Raw genomic sequence first — 19,720 nt, forward strand, 5'->3', positions numbered from 1 at the left:
CGGGTTGTACAGCAAGGGTGTGCCGCGGATACATGACCGAGGCGGGGGATTGGCCCAACCGGCGTCTATGCAACCCCCGGGGAGACTGCGACGCGGGTGCGATGTGCCCCTCAGTGAAGGAAGACGATCGTGAACCCGAACGCCATGAGCGGTTTCAGCAGAGCCGGATCGACACTCGCGGTCGGCGCGAAGACGACCGTGTCTCCATCGGCGGGGCCGGCAGCGAACTGACTGAACGCTGGGATCTTCGACAGTTCCTTCCCGACGGCGACGTCGGCCGGCCACCGCCCCATCATGATCGACTCTGGCGGACTGCCGGCCGGGGTCTTCGACGACGCACAGCAGGCAATAGCAGTGGCGGTGGGGAACCGGAAGGTCGCGCTCGACGGTGTGGTCATCGATCCTTCCTGGCATACGGCAGCGGTCCAGTCGTCCCGATCACCCGAGAGTCGTCGCTCGCTGGCGCCACCGGCGGTGACGCTGTCACTTCGTCCTCGGTCAGCGGACATCGCCACCACGGCCACGGTCGCGGCGACCACAGTGGCCGCCACACCGGTCACCGCGAGCCACACCCCGCGCCGCCGACTTCCACTCATTCCCGTCTCCATCCGTAGCCCCCATGGCAGGTCATGACCTAGCACCCCCGGGCTCCCGGGCGTGTCATGCTCACACGCCAGTCGCGTCACCGCCAGACATGCTCTGACACAGAACATTACGGTCGCAATGGGCATCTTCCGGTTGCGGTGCGAGCCGCGAAGCTCGCGGACCGCTGGACCCGGGCCACAGCGGGGTGCCTCTGGCGCCGCCGGTTCGCTGACGTCGCGCACTCGTCGATGATGCCGGGTCTGACATAGCTCCGTTCATCACGAACAGCGCCAATGGAAATAACGAAAGTGTTATAGTGTGTGCGTGGGGACGTATGGCGCGCAGCTGATCCGCGAGGCTCGCCTGCGGGCAGGCCTGACCCAAGCCGAGCTCGCCGAGCGGGCCGGTTTGGTGCAGCCCGCCATCGCCCGCTGGGAAGCGGGTCGGACCGCGATCAGCATCGATGAGGTGGTGCGGCTGGTGCGGCTGTGCGGTCTCGAGCTGGAGTTCGCGATTGTCGAGCGTGACGACAGCGACCGGGCCCAAGCGCAGCGCCTCGCGTCGCTGTCGGGTCAAGAACGCCTCGACCGTCACGGCCGGATCGCGTCCCAGCTCGCCGGCCTGCGCCGCGCCGGAGCGCACTGATCGTGGAACTGGACCTTGCGCGCCTGTTCGCGACGCTGCACCGCCACAAAGTGGTCTACGTGCTGATTGGCGGACTCGCCGCGGTGTATCACGGATCGCCCTTCCCTACCGAAGACGCCGACATCACCCCGGACGCGGGCGCGGCCAACCTCACCCGCCTCGCTGCGGCGCTGCGCGAACTGAACGCCCGGATCCGCACCGAATCGGTACCTGAGGGTCTGCCGTTCACCTGCGACGCTCAAGCGCTATCGGGAGCCCGGACCTGGAATCTCGTGACCGACGCCGGCGACCTCGATATCGCCTTCGAGCCCGCGGGCACGCGTGGGTACTCCGACCTGCACCGCGGCGCCGCCGCCGCCGAGCTGTATGACAGCGTCGTCGAAATCGCCTCCCTCAGTGACGTCATCCGGTCCAAACAGGCCGCCAACCGCCCGAAGGATCAACGCGTCCTGCCCACCCTGCGCGACCTGCTCGCCAACAAGTCAGCGCCGCCGCAGACCCGATAGCCTCGAACAGGCGTGAGCTGCAGTGCCCGACCGCGACGACGCACGCCGCATCGGGCTCGTCAGACCGACTGCAGGGTTCAAAGACGCGTGGGCACGGTCACTCTCGTCTCGATGCTGCCCAGAAAAATTGGTGCGCAGACCCCCCTTGCCCGCCCGGCATACTTCAGATACGCCCTCGTCGGGCAACGCGTTGATCACGGCCATAGTTGCCCTGCAGGGGCGATGAGCTGGTGCCCGACCGCCCGTGAGCGGGCCGGACTGCGACAGGGCCATCGAGGAAAGGACCGACCTATGAGCACGACTGTTCAGCTGCTCGCCGCTGAAGGCGCCACCACCAGCTATTCCCTCGGATTCGCCGTCGGTCCGCTGCTCGTCATCGGCGCGCTCGTGTGGGCCATCGTTGTCTTCGTCCGCAAGGCCCGACGACCACCCACGCAGCTACCCGTGCTGCCACCACAGCACCCCCAATACGGTTGGGTCCCAACGAATCACCCCCAGCCGGGGTGGGGACCGCCGCCGGTTCCCGCGCCGTACCCCGCGTCGTTCGGGCCGGCGCCGTACGGGCCGCCCGCACCGACTCCCGCCCACTGGGCACCCCCGGCGCATCCCCCTGCGGCGGCACCGGCCCCGAGGACGGGTGGGCCTCGCCGACACCCGGCCACGCCGGCGGGAGTGCAGATCGGTACTAACGAATGCGGCGGCGGCCTCGCCATCGCCTCCCTCAGTGACGTCATCCGGTCCAAACAGGCCGCCAACCGCCCGAAGGATCAACGCGTCCTGCCCACCCTGCGCGACCTGCTCGCCAACAAGTCAGCGCCGCCGCAGACCCGATAGCCTCGAACAGGCGTGAGCTGCAGTGCCCGACCGCGACGACGCACGCCGCATCGGGCTCGTCAGACCGACTGCAGGGTTCAAAGACGCGTGGGCACGGTCACTCTCGTCTCGATGCTGCCCAGAAAAATTGGTGCGCAGACCCCCCTTGCCCGCCCGGCATACTTCAGATACGCCCTCGTCGGGCAACGCGTTGATCACGGCCATAGTTGCCCTGCAGGGGCGATGAGCTGGTGCCCGACCGCCCGTGAAGCGGTCCAGACTGCGACAGGGCCATCGAGGAAAGGACCGACCTATGAGCACGACTGTTCAGCTGCTCGCCGCTGAAGGCGCCACCACCAGCTATTCCCTCGGATTCGCCGTCGGTCGGCTGCTCGTCATCGGCGCGCTCGTGTGGGCCATCGTTGTCTTCGTCCGCAAGGCCCGACGACCACCCACGCAGCTACCCGTGCTGCCACCACAGCACCCCCAATACGGTTGGGTCCCAACGAATCACCCCCAGCCGGGGTGGGGACCGCCGCCGGTTCCCGCGCCGTACCCCGCGTCGTTCGGGCCGGCGCCGTACGGGCCGCCCGCACCGACTCCCGCCCACTGGGCACCCCCGGCGCATCCCCCTGCGGCGGCACCGGCCCCGAGGACGGGTGGGCCTCGCCGACACCCGGCCACGCCGGCGGGAGTGCAGATCGGTACTAACGAATGCGGCGGCGGCCTCGCCGAGCCCGGCGTGGACCCGCCGGCGTTCACGGGTCAATCGGGGGCCGGGTACCCGCCGCAGCAACAATACCGTGCATACTGGAATAAGTCCTCTGCCGCGTTGGATTGAAATCAGGCGTGAACGTCGGCAAAGTCGCTGACCTGCGCAGCGTCCGTCCGGCTCGGGCAAGGCGTCACAAGTAGGAAGGGTGGGCTGAGATGTTCCTGTGGTCGACAGCCTGCACATCGGTAGTGCTACGGCGGCTCTATGGGTAGGCGGGGGCCCGACGTCGCGGTCTATCGGAACTGCTCATTCGTCATCTCTTTGATCAACAGCGAGCGCCTCAGTTACGAGGCTGGCTCACAGCTTCACCTCGACCACGGCGAACTGACCGCTATCACCGCAGCGGGGGAGCAGCGCCGCGTCCCGGTGCGGGAATGGCAGGACGTCATTATCAACGCCGCGGACGTCCTCACCAATCGATGGCGGCGACAACAACCGCCGACCCCCTCTCCGTCAGGCGACAGCAACTCGCCCCATGCGGGCTGACGGACGGGCCACCCCCTCCCGCTCGGCCGCTGCGAGGCACGGGCTGCCCCCACAGGGAAGCCCACCCCCGGTGGTCGTCGGACAGGGAGGCCCCATAGCGAGGCCGCGAAAGTTCGCTACTTCATCTGCCCTTGGCAGATCATGCGCGTCACCGCGGCGTTCCAGCGGGATAATTGTTCGGGGTCATAGAGCGGGCCGTCGGTGTGGCGCTCAATGTGGTGGCGCAGCATGATCGTCCCGACCCTCAGGATCAGCGGTAACAGATTGCACCACAACGGGTCTAAATCCTCAGGTGTGAGGCCCTGCGCCGCGAACGCGGCGCCCTGTTCGGCGCTGATCGCGAAGAAACCATCGAAGATGGTGTTGCCCACTCCGCCGTGTTCGGCCAGCGCCCGCCCGACGTAATCCATGACGTCGGGATTGTCGGTCATCAGCGCGGCCAGCCGATCGCTGGCACCGCACACCTGATCCGCGCCAGCTGGCGGCGCTTCTCTCATCTGTGCAAACACCTCGAGGACGTAGTGATCGATCGCCTCGACGAGCTGACTCCTGGTGACGAAGTAGTGCTGGATCAGGCCCAGACTCACCCCGACTTCCTCAGCGATCGTTCGCAGCGATGTCCTCGCAATGCCACGCTCGGCGAAACACTTCATCGCCACGTCGCGAATCTGCGCGGGCCGCGCAGCCGTCGACCCCTGGGGGATACGCGGAGATGGTCGGCGGTTCATCGCCAGCAATCCTTACAGACGACAGACGTGATCGACGTGGACCCCACGCGACGAAAAGTGACATCCGCCCGACCGATTCGGTGCGAAGCCACCGCCGCCGACTGCACACGTGGTAGCGACGCGATCGCGGCACGCCACATCATCTCTGCGGAATGCTGAACGACGTCGTTCGCGCCCGTTGCCGCACGAGCGCACCAGCGATGCGCTCGAGACTGAGCGGTGGGTCAGTGGGTGATTGCTGTCAGACGACGCTGTCTCGCGGATCGGCGTGCTGTCGGCGACGGTGGTCGGCGAGCAGGCGGGTGAAGACCGATCGGCAGATTTTGCGTTTCAGGCAACGGCGTGCGCCGGCTTTGGTGTCTCCACCCTCAAGTCGGCGCAGGTAGTAGCGTCGGCCGGGGGTGTCCAGCCGAATCTGCACCACCGCAATGGTTTGCAGAGCGGAGTTCATCGCCCTGTTGCCCGAACGGGTGAGCACCATGCGCCCGCGTGTGGACCCTGACCAGGCCGGCACCGGCGCGACCCCGACGTAGCGGGCGAACGCCGCTTCATCGCGGAACCGTGTCACGTTCGCTGTTCCGCAGATCAGGCGGGCCGCGGTGAGGTCGCCGCATCCAGCGATGCCGGTCAGGGTGGAGCCAAGGAGCGCGACCCGCTTGCTGATGCGGTTGTAGAGAGCATCGATGTTGCGGCTGAAACGATCGATGTCAGCGAGTTCTTCGAGGGCCAGTTCTGAGATCAGGGTGTCTGCAGACGCCGTGAGCCACTGTTGCAGAGCCTGTCGGCCGGGGGAGCGTGTGAGATTCCATGCGGGAACCTGCGGGTCGATCAGGTGCAGTCGGGACGACAATCGGTTCATCACCGCTACGCGCTGTCCCACGAGATCATCGCGACGATCCATCAACAGTTTGAGTTCCCAGGTTTCGGTGTCGTGCTCAGCGACAGGCAGATTGGGTTCACGCAGCGCTGCCCGAGCGACCGACAGGGCATCGATGGGATCGGATTTTCCCCACGTCCGTGCGCTTCGTCGCACCTTTGCCATCAGCACTGTCGGAACGCGGACCACCCGCTGCTGTGCTCCCAGCAAGTCGTGTTCGAGAAGTCGGGTATTGACTCGGGAATCTTCGACCGCCCACAGCAGGTCATCACTGAACCGGCTGATAGCCCAGTTCAGTGCTTCGTGGTGTCCAGCGGTGGTCGCCGCTACGGTCTTCTCCTTGAGTTTGCCGCCCGACTGATCGATAGCAACCAGCGTGTGCGTCCGCTTGTGCGCATCCACCCCGACGATGATCACGTGTTGCCCACAGCTCGTGGTCGCCGCGAGGCGAGCCCGTCCGCCGGCATGCTACAAGTCAGCCAACCGTTGCCGGTGGACAGCAAAGGCGTGAGCCAGGCGGACGGGCGATTACCCACCGCGGGTCCGAGACCCGCATTCCGGGGCACCCCATGGCACCGACAGACCAAGCCAGCGTGAGACGCGGCACCAAGCAGCACAGCCATCAGCAGTACCTTCCGGAATGCGGTAACCGTATCCCTTCGCAGCGACGAGCGAGCCGGATTCCCACGGAGAACACAACACCCGGGGGAAGCACGACTTCGCCTCTAACATCTCCCCCGGTAGGCGCTCTCGACAGAGAGAAGCCCGTCACCGCGCCCACACTGCAGGAATCAGCGCACCGCAGTGCCCGCCGCTACCCGCCAGGACGCGACTGCTGCGAGTACTCGGTGAACCACACATGGTGCTTGTTGTTCCAGATAGCCGCTTCTGTCGGGTTAGTGATGACGGTCCTGCCGGGGCCGAACGTGTCGTACACCTCGATCGCGAGCCGCATACTCGCGGCCAGCATCGGTAATGTTTCTGTGTACCAGCTCTTTTCAAGAGCTGCGCAGTCGGTAAGACATTTGTCGACTACCTCGGGGGCAGTATCGCGCAGCGTACGGGCCGCGTCCGCGGTCCGACGAAATTCGGCCAGATCGGACTGGCCGTTCACCAGCTGACGCGCCAACGCCCACATGACGGCCTGCGGGTCCATCGCAAAAGTGGCCTCTCGCCCCGCCGCGTCGTCAGCGCCCGGGTCGAAGCCGTCACTCACCATGCCGCGCCTTCCGTGGTCCGCACACGACCAGTGTCACCCACGACGGCGAGAAGGATGTCGAAGCCCCACTGTCCACCACACATCGCGACCATGGCGTGTGTCGGCCGAACTGCGGGCGCCGCGCGGTGCTGCTACACGTCTGCGGGGAGTTGGAGGTGGTGCCGAACGGCGTCGATGCCGCAGAGGGTGATGTCTTCTCGTTGCACAGTGCGCCAGCGTTCAAGCGTCATCTCACAGTGCAGAAGCAGATCGGGTTGGTCGCGCCGAAGGTGATGAGACGACCCGCTTTGCAGGTAGGGCAGCGAACGGGTGATTGCCAGCGACGCGGTGTTGTCGTGCCACACCTTGGTGGTGGCGCGCCGGGCGCCGAAGCCGTCGAAGATGAGGTGCAGCGCCGCCTGGCGCATCTCACGGCCCAGGCCGCGGCGCTGATAGCTCTTGCCCAGCCATGAGCCGGTTTCGGCGCTGAGGTGCTGCTGAAAGTGGTCCGCCTCGATGGAGCACAGCCCAACCACTGTGCCATCGACATCGGCGGCCAAACTCAAGCACCAGTGCGTGACGCAGGTGTCGGCGCGTTGGCGCCAAAAGTGCCGCATAGCATTGTGTTCGAGTTCAGGCGAGCTCACGTCAGTCCAGGGCGTTGAAAACGGCATCACCGCGGGATCATGGATGCCCCGGCCGGCGAGGACGGCCAGCTCCGCGGCGAGCTCGTCGGTGACGTAGCGCAGCCTCAGCCGCGGCGTCTGCACCGCAAGCCCAGCAGGTGGCCACACCGACACATCCATCCCGCCAGGGGAGCACAACGAAGGAGCTGCAGTCCAGCGGATTTCGGAGATTCAGCTTTCCGCTCGAGAGCCTCCGGCTGATGATGGGAACCCGTTGTCCGCGGCACGCAGGTGCTGCCCACCGCCCGCACATCAAGATCTGATCGCGGCCGGGTCTGTCAGAGCCGGCCTGTCAGCGATCGTTACGCGGGAAAAAGTTGGTGCGCGCCACCCCCGCCATGAGCTCTGATACTGGGAATGCGGTACCTGGTTCCACTGGAAGAGGGGAGTGGTCGATGAAGTTGGCAGAAGCGTTGTCCCGCAGAGCTGCCGCCGCGCGGCGTATCGAGGCGCTGCGCACGCGGGTGATCGGTAGCGCGAGACATCAAGAGGGTGACACTCCCGCTGAGGATCCCGCCGCGCTGATCGCTGAGGTCGACGGCGCCATCGACGAGTACGAAGACTTGATTCGCCGTATCAATCGCACCAACTCGGCCACCACCATCGGGCCAGCAGAAACGCTGACCGACGCATTGGCGCGCCGGGACGCGCTGCGGTTGCGCCACCACGTCCTCAAGTCCGCCGCCGATGCGGCCGCAGGAACCGACCGTGCGGGTTACACACGGCAGCTGCGGTCTGAGCTGAAGATGCTGTCGGCGCTGCCGGTCGCGCAGCTACGCGCTGACGCCGACCGCGTCGCCCAAGAGCACCGTGAGCTCGATGTTCGTATCCAACAGCGCAACTGGGAGGTCGATCTGATCGACTAGTCGTGGACTGGTGCAGGTAGTTGTTCTGTTCGAGGCGTGCATAACCCCGCGACCGGCGGGTCAATCCCGGTCACCTGCTGGCGCGCGAAGGGCAGCGCGTGGGGTTCGACTCCTCACATCACACTGCAGCCCCGCACCGCGCACAGGTAACACCGCACACCGCAGCACTTATCACCGCGTGCAGATCGACAGACAACGAGGGCGGGCACGGGGCACACACCACGACACACACCAGCAGAGGACCGCGAAAAATGACCGGGCGGTTACCGGGGCAGCCCGTTGACTGCTTCGACGACACATGCGCGCTCGCGGGCTGACAACGCGGCGCGAATCCGGTTGGTCAGCCGCGGGATTGTGGCGTCATCTAGCTCGGCCGGCTCCACGAGGATGACGCCTCGACCCTCCTCGCCAGCCGGCACGGACCGACAGACAGTGTGGTCGACGACCCCGCCGTCGTAGACGAACATCACGGAGTCGCCGCGATCACCGCCGTCGGTCTGGTGATCCAGAACCAGCAGCCGCCCGACTGCGATGTCAATCCCCAGTTCCTCCCGGCATTCCCGCGCACACGCGTCCGGGGGTGTCTCACCCGATTCGACCGCACCCCCGGGGAGTTCGAGATAGTCGCGGTAGATCACGTCGTACATCACGACCCGTCCGTCGGGGGTGGTGATCAGCGCCCCGGCGCCTTGCCGCACGCGAGCCAGCTGGGCGTAATACTGCTCCGGCGTCACGATCGGCTTGGGCATCGACCCATTATCGAGCACCCCAGACCCTGAGAGTTCGTCTCAGTTCACGGTATGGGCGAACGATGATGCCGAAATGCGCCCGAGCGCGGCCACGGGGGACAGACAGAGCTTCTCGTGCTGGCTGGGACTACCGGGATAGCCAACTTCTTGTCCTTGACCGCGGCGAGGGTGCGCCGACGCGTTCGAGGGCACTGTGGCGGCCCGGTACGATGCGGAAATGGCCCGCGAACGGCGCAGGCAAATGGGCGTGCAGAGTGCGCAGGATCCGCCGGCGCGGCCCGCCCCAACGCCCTCGCGACTAGCCGAGGTCGCGCTGACTCGTGGCTGGGAGCGCGACGAGGACCTCGTCGCTGCCTCGCTCGCCGATATCGTCGATGGGCTGAATGAGATTGCCGGCGACACCGTTCCGTTCGCCCGGCTACCACGCAAATGGGGTCGTCACACCACACGCGTGCAGCGGTGGTCCGACATCGCTGACGAATCCCTGGGGTCACTGCTCGCCCTGCCTGGGATAGGGGAGAGCGCGGTCCGGGCACTGATCGCCTCCGCGCGTGAGTCGGTTCGCGCCGCGCGGACCAGTCCGAGTGCGGAGGAGATCAGCGCCGCCGACGCCGTCGAAGCCCTGCTGAGCCGCCTCGACGATTTCGACCGCACCGTGCTGGCCGGGCGCCAGTGGGCGTGGCAACCCACACCCACGCGCCTCCTCGCACCCACCATGGGCTGCTCTGAAGCGTCCATCTCCCGCAACACCCCTCGCGCGCGCCAGCGCTTCGCTGAGCTGGTCGGTGACCCCGCCCACCGCGCCGTCACCCACTACGCGTCCTGGCTACGCCAACGCCTCGGGATCTACACGACGCTCGCCGATGCGCAGGACGCGCTCACCAGCATGGGTGTGCCGCCAGCCAGCACGGCCGCCCACGTGCTCCTTGACATCGCCGGACCCTATGCGCTGGAACAGGGCTGGGTGCAGAACAGCGCCGAGGGCGGGAAGTCCCGCGCCGCGGCCGCGATCGACGGCCTCTTCACCGACCATCCCGCGGTGCCCCCGCAGCGGTTCATCGACGCGCTCGGCGAGCTCGGGATGTCGAGGAAGATCGCCGAGGACTATCTACGCACCCACGAGCGGCTGCGCCAGATTGGCGGGGTATGTGTGCGGTGGCGCGGGGACACCGTGGCCACCATGATCGAAGACCTCCTGCACGCCCTCGGAGAGCCCGCGACGCCCCAAACGCTATTCGCCCTCCTCGAGCCCGGCGCCGCGAAGCTGGCGACGGTGAAAGAGGTTCTGTCCGACGATGATCGGTTCGTGCGCGCCTCACGCACCACCTGGGCGTTGAGGGCCTGGAACCGACCCGTATACCGGGGGATCGCTCGCGCTATCGAAGACTGCATCGATACCCACGGCGGGCGGGTCGCCGTCGACACGCTGATCACCGAGCTCGTCGCCGCCTACCCTGACGTCTCCCGGGAATCCATCGATGCCTACCTATCGACGTGGGCGTTCGTCGTACGCAACGAAATCGTGCGGCGCCGCGGCCGCGGGGATAGCTGGCCCAAGGTCCCCGACCCACGCACGGTGCGCGGGGTGTTCTGCACCGCCGACGACGAGGTTCGCGTCGTGATCCCCGTCGATCACGAGCTGTTGCGCGGCTCCGGTGTGCGGGTGCACCGGGCCGTCGCCGCAGCGGCCAGCGTGCGGCCGCGCCAACAGCGCACATTCACCGGCCCACTCGGTCGGGTCACGTTGCGCTGGGACGTTTACTCCTCGGCCGGCCCCGACATCGGGTCGCTGCGCGCCTACGCCCAGGCGTCCGATGCCACCTCAGGCGACAGCCTGATCCTCACCCTGCACCCGCGCAGCCGCACGTTCACCACCACGCGGCTGCGCCCCAGCGACCCCGCCCCCGTGCAGCTGCGTACTCTGCTCGGCCCTGCCGCAGACCGCCCCGCCGAGGCCATGGCTCGAGCACTCGACTGTGCACCCGGCGAGGCCGCCAGAATTCTTCGACGACGCGGCGACACCCACTGGGCCGAGCTCATTTCGGCGCACTCCCACGAATCGTTCTCCTCGCGATGACCTCTACCAGCGGCGTGAGTCGACTGCACCGGCCTAGTTCGCCCGTCGGTGGGGAGCGATCGACGTTCCCGCCGTGTCGGTTCACACGCTTATCAGGGTTCCTTAGCGCCAGTGTCGAGGCCGCGCCACCGGCTCCTGTCCTCGCCGCGTAGTCGCACCGGAGCCGAACACCGTTGGCGCTCATAGCCTTCTAGATCAGCAGGTGCTTTCGAGGAAAAGTGATGGCCAAGAGAGTCGCCCAGCTGTCACTAGTGCGGGCAGCAGCGCATCGGGTTGCGGGGGCAGAATGGACGATTCGTCGGGTCGTCCATGGCGGCTCGGTTTGCATCAGCAGGTGGGTCTACGGCGAGAACGTGTGATGTGGTTTCAAAGTCGATTCTTTCCTTGGTCGCGCACCAGTCCGGGCGGGGCTTGCCGGCCCGCAGCACGACTACTGCGACGACGATCGCGGCCACCACCACGACCGCGACGGCGGCGGGCACGATCCACCGATAGGTGAGCCACAGAGTCCGCATCCGGTCGGTCGACTGGATTGAATAGCGTTGCGCCAATTTGCTACTGGGCCGCGGCGGCGGAATCACTGACTAATCGTTAGCTCGAGGCGGCGGTGAACGTGCGCAACGGGTCGTGTTCGTTGAGCAGACGGTCGATACGGGCCACGCCGATGCGGACGCGCACCGTGGACGCTTCCTGCATATCGCGCACGGTCTTGGCCAGGCCGAACGTGCTCGAGACGAGAAACAGCCCGGCCATCGCCAGAAACAGGCGCTGCCACATATCCAGAGGCAAATAGCAGATGCCGAACAGCAGGCCCAGGAAGCTGACGCCGAAAGCGATAGCGGACTGGGCGAAAAACGCGGCGGTGGTCTTTGTCGAGTTCAACGGTGTGCTCATGAGGAAAAGTATTGAGCGCCGCGGCGGGGGGTCCGCGCACCAATCTTGCAAGCCCCGTGCGGTGACATCCGAAACAGTCGGCTCCACCACGCGGTCGAGGGGTGCGCATCCACCTCGACGATGATCATGTGTTTCCCAATGCTGGTTGGCGGGAGGAGAGCCCGTCCGCCGGCATGCTACAAGTCAGCCAACCGTTCCCGGTGGACAGCAAGGGAGTGAGCCAGGCGGACGGGCGATCACCTGCCGCGGGTCTTCGGCCCGCATTCCGGGGCACCCCAGGGCACCTGCAGACCAAGCCAGCGTGAGACGCGGCACTAAGCAGCACAGCCATCAGCAGTACCTTCCGGAATGCGGTAACCGTATCCCTACGCGGCGATGAGCGAGCCGGATTCCCTTGGAGCGTCGTATACCTCCCATAAACTGCGCTGCCATGACATCTGAGGCCCCGATCCAGTGGCTACTGGACTCCGATCCGGCCCTACGTTGGCAGGTAGAACGCGACCTGTTACACGAACCTGCCGATGTCTGGGCAGCGACACGTGCACGCGTCGCTGCCGAAGGATGGGGTAAGCAACTTCTCGCACAACAAGATCCGGACGGGCAATGGGCAGGAGGTGCGTTCTTCCCAGCGGACTACGACTTTGACGGCCCTGAAGCAGAGGGCGAAGGGATGCCCTGGACGGCAACGACGTGGACGCTCAATTCACTGCGCGAGTGGGGCCTCGATCCTGCCGTCCTGAGCGAGCGCCGCACCGCCGAGTTGCTCGCTGAGAACAGCCGCTGGGAATACGAGAACCTGCCCTATTGGAGCGGCGAAGTCGACTGCTGCATCAACGCCTGGACCCTCGCCAACGGGGTCTGGCTGAGCGTCGACGTCACCGAACTCGTTGACTGGTTTCTCGAGCACCGACTGCCCGACGGCGGCTGGAATTGCGAGTGGACCGAGGGCTCCACCCGCTCTTCGTTCCACTCGACGCTGAACTCGCTAAAGGGACTGCTCGCCTACGACGTTGCAACCGGGGGCACCGATGGCACCCGTGACGCGCGGCACGCGGGTTCGGAATACCTGTGGCAACGCAACCTTCGGCGTCGCCTATCGACCGGTGAACAGGTCGGCCCATGGGTGGACCGATTCGCCTACCCCTTCCGCTGGACCTACAGCACTCTCAACGCCGCAGATCACTTCCGCGAGGCCGCATTATTCGATGGCGTCACGCCCGACAATCGAATGAGCGAGGCCATCGACATGATCAGAGCTGCCAGGCAACCCGACGGCACCTGGCTACAGGCGGGACGCCAGCCCGGACGAGTGTGGTTCGAAACAGATGCACCTCCAGGTGCGCCATCGAAGTGGCTGACCCTGATTGGAACAAGAGTGCTCGACTGGTGGGACAGCGCATAAGCGCAAACCTGACTGCAGCACCAACTCGATCGAGCCTGGGCCTTACCTGAGACAGAATCTGAGCCGCCTCGAATCTCTACATGCGAGACGGCCGGACGATTTGTCGGTACTAAACAACTCGGGCACAGGCGCCGCCGCGCCGGGGCGCTGTGGGTGGGGCTTCGGAAGATGTTGCGCGATACTGGCGCGGTGGGGGCTTGGGTTTCGATGTCGCGCTGTGATCGATCGATCTGCGGGCGAAAGACCTGTATAGCTCGATGAAGTCGATACTTGTCGCCGCCGGTATGGCCCTGGTGGTCGCCGTTCTGCTGACTCCGGTGTTGATCCGGACATTCTCTCGGCTTGGGTTGGGACAACCCATCCGCGCCGAGGCCCCGAAAAGCCATCAACGCAAGCAGGGAACTGAACCGCCCTGGTTCTGCCGGAGGCTCGGGCTATTGGATTCCGATCAAAGGCTGATCGGTCCGGTATGCATCGTAGAAGGCGGCTTCGAACTCGACTGGCGGAATGTCGCCGAGGTAGCTGTGTAGCCGTGCGGTGTTGTGCCAATAGGTCCAGCTGAGGGTGGCCAGCTCGACGTCTTCGACGGTCTTCCACGGCCCGCTGCGGGCCGGTCCGTAGATCAACTCGGCCTTGCAGTAGCCGTTGACCGTCTCCGCGAGAGCATTATCGAAACTGTCCCCAACGGTACCGATCGAGGGCACCGCACCGATCTCGGCGAGTCGCTCACCGTAGCGAACGGACGTGAACTGCGACCCGGCATCGGAGTGACATATCAAGTCGTGCAACGCAGTTCCGCGTGACCATCGCGCCATCTCCAACGCGTCGAGGACCATCGAAGTCCGCATGTGACTGGCCACCCGCCACCCCACGATCATCCGTGAGTACGCATCGACGATGAAGCACACATACGCGACCCCGGCCCAAGTCGGCACGAACGTCAGATCCGTCACCCACAACTGACTCGGTGCGGTCGCGGTGAACTTCCGCTTCACAAGGTCCGGGTGCCGGGCCGCGGCTGGGTCGGGCTTGGTGGTGCGGACTCGTTTGCCGCGCCGCACCCCTTCGATGCCGGCGGCGCGCATCAGGCGGGCCACCTGATCGCGGCCGACGTCATGGCCGGCCGGGCGCGCGGTTTTCCAGAGCTTGCGGGCCCCGTAAACGCAGTAGTTGTCGGTCCAGAGCTGGCGCAACGCCGGGCCAAGGACGGCGTCCCGCTGAGCCCGCGCTGACGGCGGTCGGGTCTTGGCGTCGTAGTAGGTGCTCGGGGCCACCTGCAGGCCTGCGGTGCGCAGGACGGTGCAGATGGGCTCGACCCCGAACTCCTCGCGGTGGGTGTCGATGAAGTCGACTACTTCTTGTGTTGGCGGTCGAGCTCCGCCCCGAAGAAACTCGCCGCTCGCTTCAGAATTTCGTTAGCGCGCTTGAGTTCTCGGATCTCCTGTTCGAGTTGCTGAACCTTCTTTGACTCCAAGGTCGTCACCCCGGGGGCCAATCCTGCATCGATGTCGGCCTGGCGCACCCACATGCGCACTGACTCCACGCCGTAGCCGAGCTGACTGGCCACCCGCGCCACCGTGCCCTGTTCGGTGCCCAACTCGGCCCGTAACGCCCGGACCATCCGCACCGCGGCGGCTTTCTCCTCGGCACTGTAACGGCGTGTCGTCGGCTTCCCGGGCGACTGTTCCTTCGGCATACCTGCATCCTCGTTTCCAAGGTCAGGAGCCTCCAACATTTCCAGGGCGATTCAGATGCGCGGACGTAGCCGTCGTCGCCTCGTAGCCGTTATGGTTCGGCCAGTGGTGTCACCTGGAGTCGGGTCGGCCGCGCTGACTGTCGGTGTTCGGCTTTAGGGTTTGCCGACATGAGAAGGGCGGGACAGCTGATCGTTGATCGGCGTCGGCATGCGCGGAAATCGCGTGCTTCGATTGTCACGTCGTCTGCGGGCCAACCTCTTCGGACTGCGACATCTGGACCGGGCGATCGGCGCCGATGGCTCCGGTCTAGCCTCACGCGCGACGGCGGGGGTTCCTGTGTGCGTCCGCATTGCTACGCGTTGGCGACGCGGCGGAAGCGTGGCAGCGGGGGTGCCGGGTTTGCATGAGTGCGACGACCCGGCGTGCGTGAAGATCGCGGCGGAGATAGGCGTTCAACAACACGTCGTTTCTGGCGCCCAGGGCGACAACATGGAGCGGATGGCGCGGATGCGTCGCGGCGTGGCCGCCAACGGGCGCAAGCGGGGTCGGCCCCGGAAGGTCGACGACGCTGCCGCCGCCAAGGCGCGCAGCTTGAGAGGCAAGGGCATCGCTTCCGCCGACATCGCCAAGATGATGGGCGTGTCTCGGGCCACGGTCTATCGCTACTTTGCGAAACCCACTCCGGCGACCATAGCGTCGGGCACCCAAGTCGCCGGATGCAACTGTGACCATCGCTCAAGTCGTGGTTGCGCCGTCACGGCATGTGCCAGCTCCCGCCAGCTTGCCAAGCAGCTCTATGATGCGCAGCGGGTGGTGGATGTCAGGAATGAGCGGACGCCTGGGACGGGCATGATGTCCGAGGCCGGAGTGGATGCCGTGAAGCCAGAATCGACACGGGAAGTCGAACCTGTCCTCGCGATAGACGGAGCGGGCGTACATGGGAGCTCGAAAGAGGAAACGTGCGCTGCTTCTGGCAGCCGCGGCGATGTGCGGTGCGCTGTTAGCGGCCATCGCCATAATTACGCGTGGTTTCGGGCTCATCGACTCGGGATCCGTAGACCCGCGCGAGCGTGCGGCCCAGCAGCGGTGTGAACGTGACGTCGTAGCGCGGCTGGTGGCGCCGTCGACAGCGAAACTCACCGACGTCACAGTGACGAGCGCGCAACTGGACCCGGAAGTAATGGACTTGTTCTCGTTGTTTAGCGGCGGGCCCCTCAACGGCGTCGACCACTCCCGCATCAGCGTGCAGAGCGTAGAGGGCGTTGTCGTGGCGCCGAACGAAGTGGGCGGCACGCTGCATGACCCTTTCACGTGCCGTGCGTATTTTGTCGACGGCGATCTGGTCGACACCCTCGTCGTGTTCGACCACGACCATTAACCTCGCTATGGACTATCGCGGTACGTACCCAAAACACTCTCGGTTCCGGTCGTATAAACCCGACGCGCAAAGATAGCGAGTCATGTCCAGGGACGTGGTGTACGACGTCGTGGTGTGATGCTTGGAGTTAATGGTTCAGGCGGTCGGTGCACGTCGGTGCGACGCCGGATCTCGACCAGATCTGGCGCCAGATCTGCTTGGGAAACGCGGTGAACGCCAGCAGATCCGCACGGGCGGCTTCGAGGTGGTCGGCGACCTTTGGGAGCTTGTCAGCCAGCGCGTCGATGATCCGATCGTATTGCGCGGCAATCGATTCCTTGTCGGGCTGATTGAACACCGAATGCAACAGGGTCTTGTACACGGCCACGACGCCTTCGGATGATCGCCATCGAATTGGTTGTGTAGTGGGTGCGGCAGTGCTGCCAGGCCGCGCCGGGCAGGGTGGCGCCGATCGCGGCCACCAGACCGGCGTGGGCGTCGGAGGTGACCAGTCGTACCCCGGAGATCTCGCGGGCGGTCAGCGAGCGCCAGAAGGTGAGCCAGCCCGCTCCGTCTTCGGCGGTGCTGACGTCGATGCCGAGATCTCCCGGAAGCCCTCCGCGTTGACTCCGACCGCGATCAGGGCGTGCACGTTGACCACCCGCCCGGCTTCACGGACCTTGAGCACTAGCGCGTCGGCAGCAACAAACGTGTAGGGGCCGGCTTCGTCTAGGCCGCAACAAATTCGCCGCCCCCACGCGGACGGCAACTTTGCCCGTGGCCGACATCACCGCACGGCGGGCGTGTTGCACGCAATCTTCATCGAATCTTTGTCGAACCAGCACTGCAGGCTTATCGATCACCGGAAGGGTGACTGATCGAGATGACTAGCCTGACGGATGCGGGATGGGGATGGCGAGGACAGCGCAGGTCGCAGGACATCTGAGCCGCTCCGGTAACACTGAACGAGAGACGCTATGACGAAGTCGACGATTCTCGACGTACACGGATTGAACTGGGCAAGTTCGACGGCGGTAGTGGAGGGCAGCCTGCTTAGACGTCCGGGCGTGACGTCGGTCGAAGCCAATGCGGTAAATCAAACGGCGACCGTCGTTTACGACCCCGCGACCACCTCGGTCGCTGACCTGGCCGGGTGGATACGTGACTGCGGCTTCCACTGCGCGGGGCGGTCGGTGCCAGATCACGTCTGCGATCCGATGTCCGAGCCCCATCACGACCCAGCGGCCACCCTGCACGAGCAGCCAACGTCGGCTTTGTCGCCGACAGCCGGGGAGGTGCATGCGCATGAGGCCGCGCCGGCACGAACTCCGCAAGAAGCGATGGGTCACGGCGGCGGACACGCCGGCATGTCGATGGATCACATGGTCCGCGATATGCGCAACCGATTCCTAGTAGCGCTCGCGTTGTCGATCCCGATCATGCTGTGGTCGCCGATGGGCCGCGACATGTTCGGGTTCACCGTGCCTGCGCCGTTCGGGCTTCGCGATGACGTGTTCACCCTGTTGCTGAGCCTGCCGGTCGTCTTCTACTCGGCGTGGATCTTCTTCGACGGTGCCTGGCGAGCGCTACGGGCCCGCACCTTGGACATGATGGTGCTCGTTGCCGTGGCGGTCGGCGCAGGCTGGCTCTACAGCCTCGGGGTGACGCTGACCGGCGGCGGTGAGGTGTTCTATGAGGCCGCCTCGGTGCTGACGGCGTTTGTTCTGTTGGGGCACTGGTTCGAGATGCGAGCTCGCGGTGGCGCGAACGATGCAATTCGCACCCTGCTCGAGCTGGCGCCCCCGATGGCAGTTGTGCTGCGCGACGGTGAGCCGGTGGAAACTCCCACCGCCGAGGTGGCAGTGGGTGACCTCCTGCTCATCCGCCCAGGTGCCAAGATTCCCGTCGACGGCACGGTGGCCGAGGGAACGTCAGACGTCGACGAGTCGATGGTCACCGGGGAAAGCCTGCCGGTGTCAAAGGCGCCGGACTCGAAAGTGATTGGCGCCTCGATCAACACCACCGGCACGTTGCGGGTCGTGGCAACGAAGGTCGGCTCCGACACGGTGCTGGCACAGATCGTCGCGATGGTTCAGGAAGCGCAGAACTCCAAAGCCCCCGGGCAGCGGTTCGCCGACCGGGCAGCGTTCTGGCTGGTTCTGGTGGCGCTGATCGGCGGCACTGCCACCTTCCTGGTGTGGTGGGCGGTCGGCGCCGGTGTCCAGACCGCGTTGCTGTTCGCCATCACCGTCGTGGTGATCACCTGCCCCGATGCGTTGGGACTCGCGACTCCGACCGCGATCATGGTGGGCACCGGGTTGGGCGCCAAGCGGGGAGTGTTGTTCAAGAATGCGACCGCGCTGGAGACGTCGGCGCGCATCGATACCGTCGTCATGGACAAGACCGGCACGTTGACCAAGGGCGAGCCTGAAGTGACCGACGTCGTCGTCGACGGCATTCCAGAGGATCAAGTACTCGCCATGGTGGCTGCGGTCGAAACTGAGTCCGAGCATCCGCTGGCGGGGGCGATCGTGCGTTACGCGGCCGCGCACGGGATCGCTTCGGCGTCACTGACTGGTTTCCGTAACGTGCCCGGTCACGGAGCTGTCGCGACGGTAGACGGGCGCCGCGTTGCCGTCGGCAATCGCAAGCTGATGGTCGAGGAGGACGTCGAGTTCGGCGTGTTGATGCAACGCCGCGACGAACTCGCCGCCAGCGGACGCACGGCAGTCTTGGTGGGCGTCGACGGCCGGGGAGTCGGTGTCATCGCCTTGGCGGACGCTGTGCGCGAGACGTCTGCCGAAGCGGTGTCCGCGCTGCACGACCTCGGTGTCGAGGTGGTCATGCTCAGTGGCGACAACCAGGCCACTGCCGATCGCATCGCCGCGCAACTGGGAATCGACACGGTCATCGCCGAGGTGCTGCCAGGTGATAAGGCAGCCAAGATCGCTGAGCTGCAACGACAGGGCAAGAAGGTCGCCATGGTCGGCGACGGCGTCAACGACGCACCGGCGCTCGCCCAAGCTGATCTCGGCGTGGCGATCGGTGCAGGCACCGACGTCGCCATCGAAACCGCAGATCTGGTGTTGATGCGATCAGACCCGCTCGACGTCGCGATCGCGCTGCGGATCGGCCGGGGCACGCTACGAAAGATGCGGCAGAACCTTGGATGGGCGGTCGGCTACAACGTGATCGCATTGCCCATCGCGGCTGGGGTTTTCGTACCTTCGCTCGGCTTGGTGCTGCGGCCAGAGATCGCTGCCCTCTCGATGTCAGGTTCCAGCTTCATCGTGGCCGTCAATGCGTTGATGCTGAAGAGATTGAAGCTTCCCGTACCGGCGTCAGCGGAGGCGGGCGCCAAGTCGTAACGCTCCGCGTG

The 19,720-nt window shown here is 65.7% G+C and carries 19 protein-coding genes, 2 pseudogenes and 1 other annotated feature; of the genes and pseudogenes, 10 read left to right on the forward strand and 11 right to left on the reverse strand.

The genetic code is table 11. The features are described from left to right. Positions 1 to 110: 110 nt before the first annotated feature. Positions 111 to 596 (reverse strand): hypothetical protein, encoded by a 486-nt coding sequence (locus tag ACXYX3_RS27835; protein WP_241204921.1) that lies wholly within the window; start codon positions 594 to 596, stop codon positions 111 to 113. Positions 597 to 909: 313 nt separating this feature from the next. Between ACXYX3_RS27835 and ACXYX3_RS27840 the strand changes: the two genes are divergently transcribed. From ACXYX3_RS27840 to ACXYX3_RS27855, 4 genes are all read left to right on the forward strand, one after another. After that, positions 910 to 1,230, forward strand: coding sequence for a helix-turn-helix transcriptional regulator (locus tag ACXYX3_RS27840; protein WP_241204922.1), 321 nt, complete (start codon positions 910 to 912; stop codon positions 1,228 to 1,230). 2 nt (positions 1,231 to 1,232) lie between these two features. Continuing rightward, positions 1,233 to 1,736: a hypothetical protein gene (locus ACXYX3_RS27845; protein ID WP_241204923.1), complete on the forward strand. Its 504-nt coding sequence runs from the start codon at positions 1,233 to 1,235 to the stop codon at positions 1,734 to 1,736. 291 nt (positions 1,737 to 2,027) lie between these two features. Beyond that, complete coding sequence (locus tag ACXYX3_RS27850; RefSeq protein WP_458612354.1) at positions 2,028 to 2,570, forward strand: hypothetical protein; 543 nt, start codon at positions 2,028 to 2,030, stop codon at positions 2,568 to 2,570. Between the two features lie 292 nt (positions 2,571 to 2,862). Further along, the gene (locus tag ACXYX3_RS27855; RefSeq protein ID WP_241204924.1) at positions 2,863 to 3,390 is read left to right on the forward strand and encodes a hypothetical protein; all 528 of its coding nucleotides are present in this window, start codon (positions 2,863 to 2,865) and stop codon (positions 3,388 to 3,390) included. Between the two features lie 536 nt (positions 3,391 to 3,926). Here ACXYX3_RS27855 and ACXYX3_RS27860 read toward each other — a convergent pair. From ACXYX3_RS27860 to ACXYX3_RS27880, 5 genes and pseudogenes are all read right to left on the reverse strand, one after another. Continuing rightward, positions 3,927 to 4,397 (reverse strand): RING finger protein, encoded by a 471-nt coding sequence (locus ACXYX3_RS27860; protein WP_241205001.1) that lies wholly within the window; start codon positions 4,395 to 4,397, stop codon positions 3,927 to 3,929. Continuing rightward, positions 4,398 to 4,538: pseudogene (locus ACXYX3_RS27865) on the reverse strand (TetR family transcriptional regulator); the annotation flags it as partial. Positions 4,539 to 4,779: 241 nt separating this feature from the next. Then, positions 4,780 to 5,832, reverse strand: coding sequence for an IS110 family RNA-guided transposase (locus tag ACXYX3_RS27870; protein WP_241204925.1), 1,053 nt, complete (start codon positions 5,830 to 5,832; stop codon positions 4,780 to 4,782). A gap of 397 nt (positions 5,833 to 6,229) precedes the next feature. Beyond that, entirely contained in the window at positions 6,230 to 6,634 is a 405-nt protein-coding gene (locus ACXYX3_RS27875) for a hypothetical protein (protein ID WP_458612355.1), read from the reverse strand. A gap of 131 nt (positions 6,635 to 6,765) precedes the next feature. After that, complete coding sequence (locus ACXYX3_RS27880) at positions 6,766 to 7,419, reverse strand: GNAT family N-acetyltransferase (protein WP_241204927.1); 654 nt, start codon at positions 7,417 to 7,419, stop codon at positions 6,766 to 6,768. Between the two features lie 275 nt (positions 7,420 to 7,694). Between ACXYX3_RS27880 and ACXYX3_RS27885 the strand changes: the two genes are divergently transcribed. Next, positions 7,695 to 8,165 carry a DIP1984 family protein gene (locus tag ACXYX3_RS27885; protein WP_241204928.1) on the forward strand — a complete coding sequence of 157 codons (471 nt, stop codon included), beginning with the start codon at positions 7,695 to 7,697 and terminating at the stop codon, positions 8,163 to 8,165. Between the two features lie 263 nt (positions 8,166 to 8,428). Here ACXYX3_RS27885 and ACXYX3_RS27890 read toward each other — a convergent pair whose 3' ends face one another. Further along, positions 8,429 to 8,914 (reverse strand): NUDIX domain-containing protein, encoded by a 486-nt coding sequence (locus tag ACXYX3_RS27890; RefSeq protein ID WP_241204929.1) that lies wholly within the window; start codon positions 8,912 to 8,914, stop codon positions 8,429 to 8,431. 217 nt (positions 8,915 to 9,131) lie between these two features. On the opposite strand from ACXYX3_RS27890, the gene ACXYX3_RS27895 reads away from it, so the two are divergent. Then, positions 9,132 to 10,991 (forward strand): hypothetical protein, encoded by a 1,860-nt coding sequence (locus ACXYX3_RS27895; RefSeq protein WP_241204930.1) that lies wholly within the window; start codon positions 9,132 to 9,134, stop codon positions 10,989 to 10,991. A 248-nt stretch (positions 10,992 to 11,239) separates the two neighbouring features. Here the strand turns inward: ACXYX3_RS27895 and ACXYX3_RS27900 are convergent, their stop codons facing one another. Next, a complete protein-coding gene (locus ACXYX3_RS27900) occupies positions 11,240 to 11,473 on the reverse strand; it encodes a hypothetical protein (RefSeq protein WP_458612356.1) in 234 nt (77 codons plus the stop codon). 109 nt (positions 11,474 to 11,582) lie between these two features. Then, positions 11,583 to 11,885, reverse strand: a complete 303-nt coding sequence (locus ACXYX3_RS27905; RefSeq protein WP_241204932.1) for a YiaA/YiaB family inner membrane protein — start codon at positions 11,883 to 11,885, stop codon at positions 11,583 to 11,585. A gap of 430 nt (positions 11,886 to 12,315) precedes the next feature. On the opposite strand from ACXYX3_RS27905, the gene ACXYX3_RS27910 reads away from it, so the two are divergent. Beyond that, complete coding sequence (locus ACXYX3_RS27910; protein WP_241204933.1) at positions 12,316 to 13,287, forward strand: prenyltransferase/squalene oxidase repeat-containing protein; 972 nt, start codon at positions 12,316 to 12,318, stop codon at positions 13,285 to 13,287. A 434-nt stretch (positions 13,288 to 13,721) separates the two neighbouring features. Here ACXYX3_RS27910 and ACXYX3_RS27915 read toward each other — a convergent pair. Next, positions 13,722 to 14,983, reverse strand: a protein-coding gene (locus tag ACXYX3_RS27915) for an IS3 family transposase (protein WP_458612357.1) whose coding sequence is annotated in 2 segments (ribosomal slippage) — positions 13,722 to 14,680 and positions 14,680 to 14,983 — 1,263 coding nt in all. Because the reading frame shifts where the segments join, the coding sequence is not laid out codon by codon here. Further along, positions 14,553 to 14,684: a sequence feature (AL1L pseudoknot), on the reverse strand. (Overlaps the previous gene by 132 nt.) Positions 14,984 to 15,491: 508 nt before the next feature. Between ACXYX3_RS27915 and ACXYX3_RS27920 the strand changes: the two genes are divergently transcribed. Further along, positions 15,492 to 16,076 carry a helix-turn-helix domain-containing protein gene (locus tag ACXYX3_RS27920; RefSeq protein WP_241204998.1) on the forward strand — a complete coding sequence of 195 codons (585 nt, stop codon included), beginning with the start codon at positions 15,492 to 15,494 and terminating at the stop codon, positions 16,074 to 16,076. Further along, a complete protein-coding gene (locus tag ACXYX3_RS27925; RefSeq protein ID WP_241204935.1) occupies positions 15,970 to 16,362 on the forward strand; it encodes a hypothetical protein in 393 nt (130 codons plus the stop codon). The genes ACXYX3_RS27920 and ACXYX3_RS27925 overlap by 107 nt, the downstream gene beginning before the upstream one ends. 127 nt (positions 16,363 to 16,489) lie before the next feature. On the opposite strand, the pseudogene ACXYX3_RS27930 reads toward ACXYX3_RS27925, so the two are convergent. Continuing rightward, positions 16,490 to 17,068 (reverse strand): annotated as a pseudogene (locus ACXYX3_RS27930) (transposase); the annotation flags it as partial. Positions 17,069 to 17,318: 250 nt separating this feature from the next. Here ACXYX3_RS27930 and ACXYX3_RS27935 point away from each other — a divergent pair. Beyond that, on the forward strand, positions 17,319 to 19,709 hold the full coding sequence (locus tag ACXYX3_RS27935; protein ID WP_241204936.1) for a heavy metal translocating P-type ATPase: 2,391 nt from the start codon (positions 17,319 to 17,321) through the stop codon (positions 19,707 to 19,709). Positions 19,710 to 19,720: the final 11 nt, after the last annotated feature.

The sequence above is a fragment of the Mycobacterium sp. Panama NTM2 genome (assembly GCF_054355555.1).

Coding starts and splice junctions, on each gene's coding strand:
- ACXYX3_RS27835 (WP_241204921.1), bottom strand. CDS start 596: ATGAGTGGAAGTCGGCGGCGCGGGGTGTGGCTCGCGGTGACCGGTGTG.
- ACXYX3_RS27850 (WP_458612354.1), top strand. CDS start 2,028: ATGAGCACGACTGTTCAGCTGCTCGCCGCTGAAGGCGCCACCACCAGC.
- ACXYX3_RS27855 (WP_241204924.1), top strand. CDS start 2,863: ATGAGCACGACTGTTCAGCTGCTCGCCGCTGAAGGCGCCACCACCAGC.
- ACXYX3_RS27875 (WP_458612355.1), bottom strand. CDS start 6,634: ATGGTGAGTGACGGCTTCGACCCGGGCGCTGACGACGCGGCGGGGCGA.
- ACXYX3_RS27880 (WP_241204927.1), bottom strand. CDS start 7,419: ATGGATGTGTCGGTGTGGCCACCTGCTGGGCTTGCGGTGCAGACGCCG.
- ACXYX3_RS27885 (WP_241204928.1), top strand. CDS start 7,695: ATGAAGTTGGCAGAAGCGTTGTCCCGCAGAGCTGCCGCCGCGCGGCGT.
- ACXYX3_RS27890 (WP_241204929.1), bottom strand. CDS start 8,914: ATGCCCAAGCCGATCGTGACGCCGGAGCAGTATTACGCCCAGCTGGCT.
- ACXYX3_RS27895 (WP_241204930.1), top strand. CDS start 9,132: ATGGCCCGCGAACGGCGCAGGCAAATGGGCGTGCAGAGTGCGCAGGAT.
- ACXYX3_RS27905 (WP_241204932.1), bottom strand. CDS start 11,885: ATGAGCACACCGTTGAACTCGACAAAGACCACCGCCGCGTTTTTCGCC.
- ACXYX3_RS27910 (WP_241204933.1), top strand. CDS start 12,316: ATGACATCTGAGGCCCCGATCCAGTGGCTACTGGACTCCGATCCGGCC.
- ACXYX3_RS27920 (WP_241204998.1), top strand. CDS start 15,492: ATGCGTCGCGGCGTGGCCGCCAACGGGCGCAAGCGGGGTCGGCCCCGG.
- ACXYX3_RS27925 (WP_241204935.1), top strand. CDS start 15,970: ATGTGCGGTGCGCTGTTAGCGGCCATCGCCATAATTACGCGTGGTTTC.
- ACXYX3_RS27935 (WP_241204936.1), top strand. CDS start 17,319: ATGACGAAGTCGACGATTCTCGACGTACACGGATTGAACTGGGCAAGT.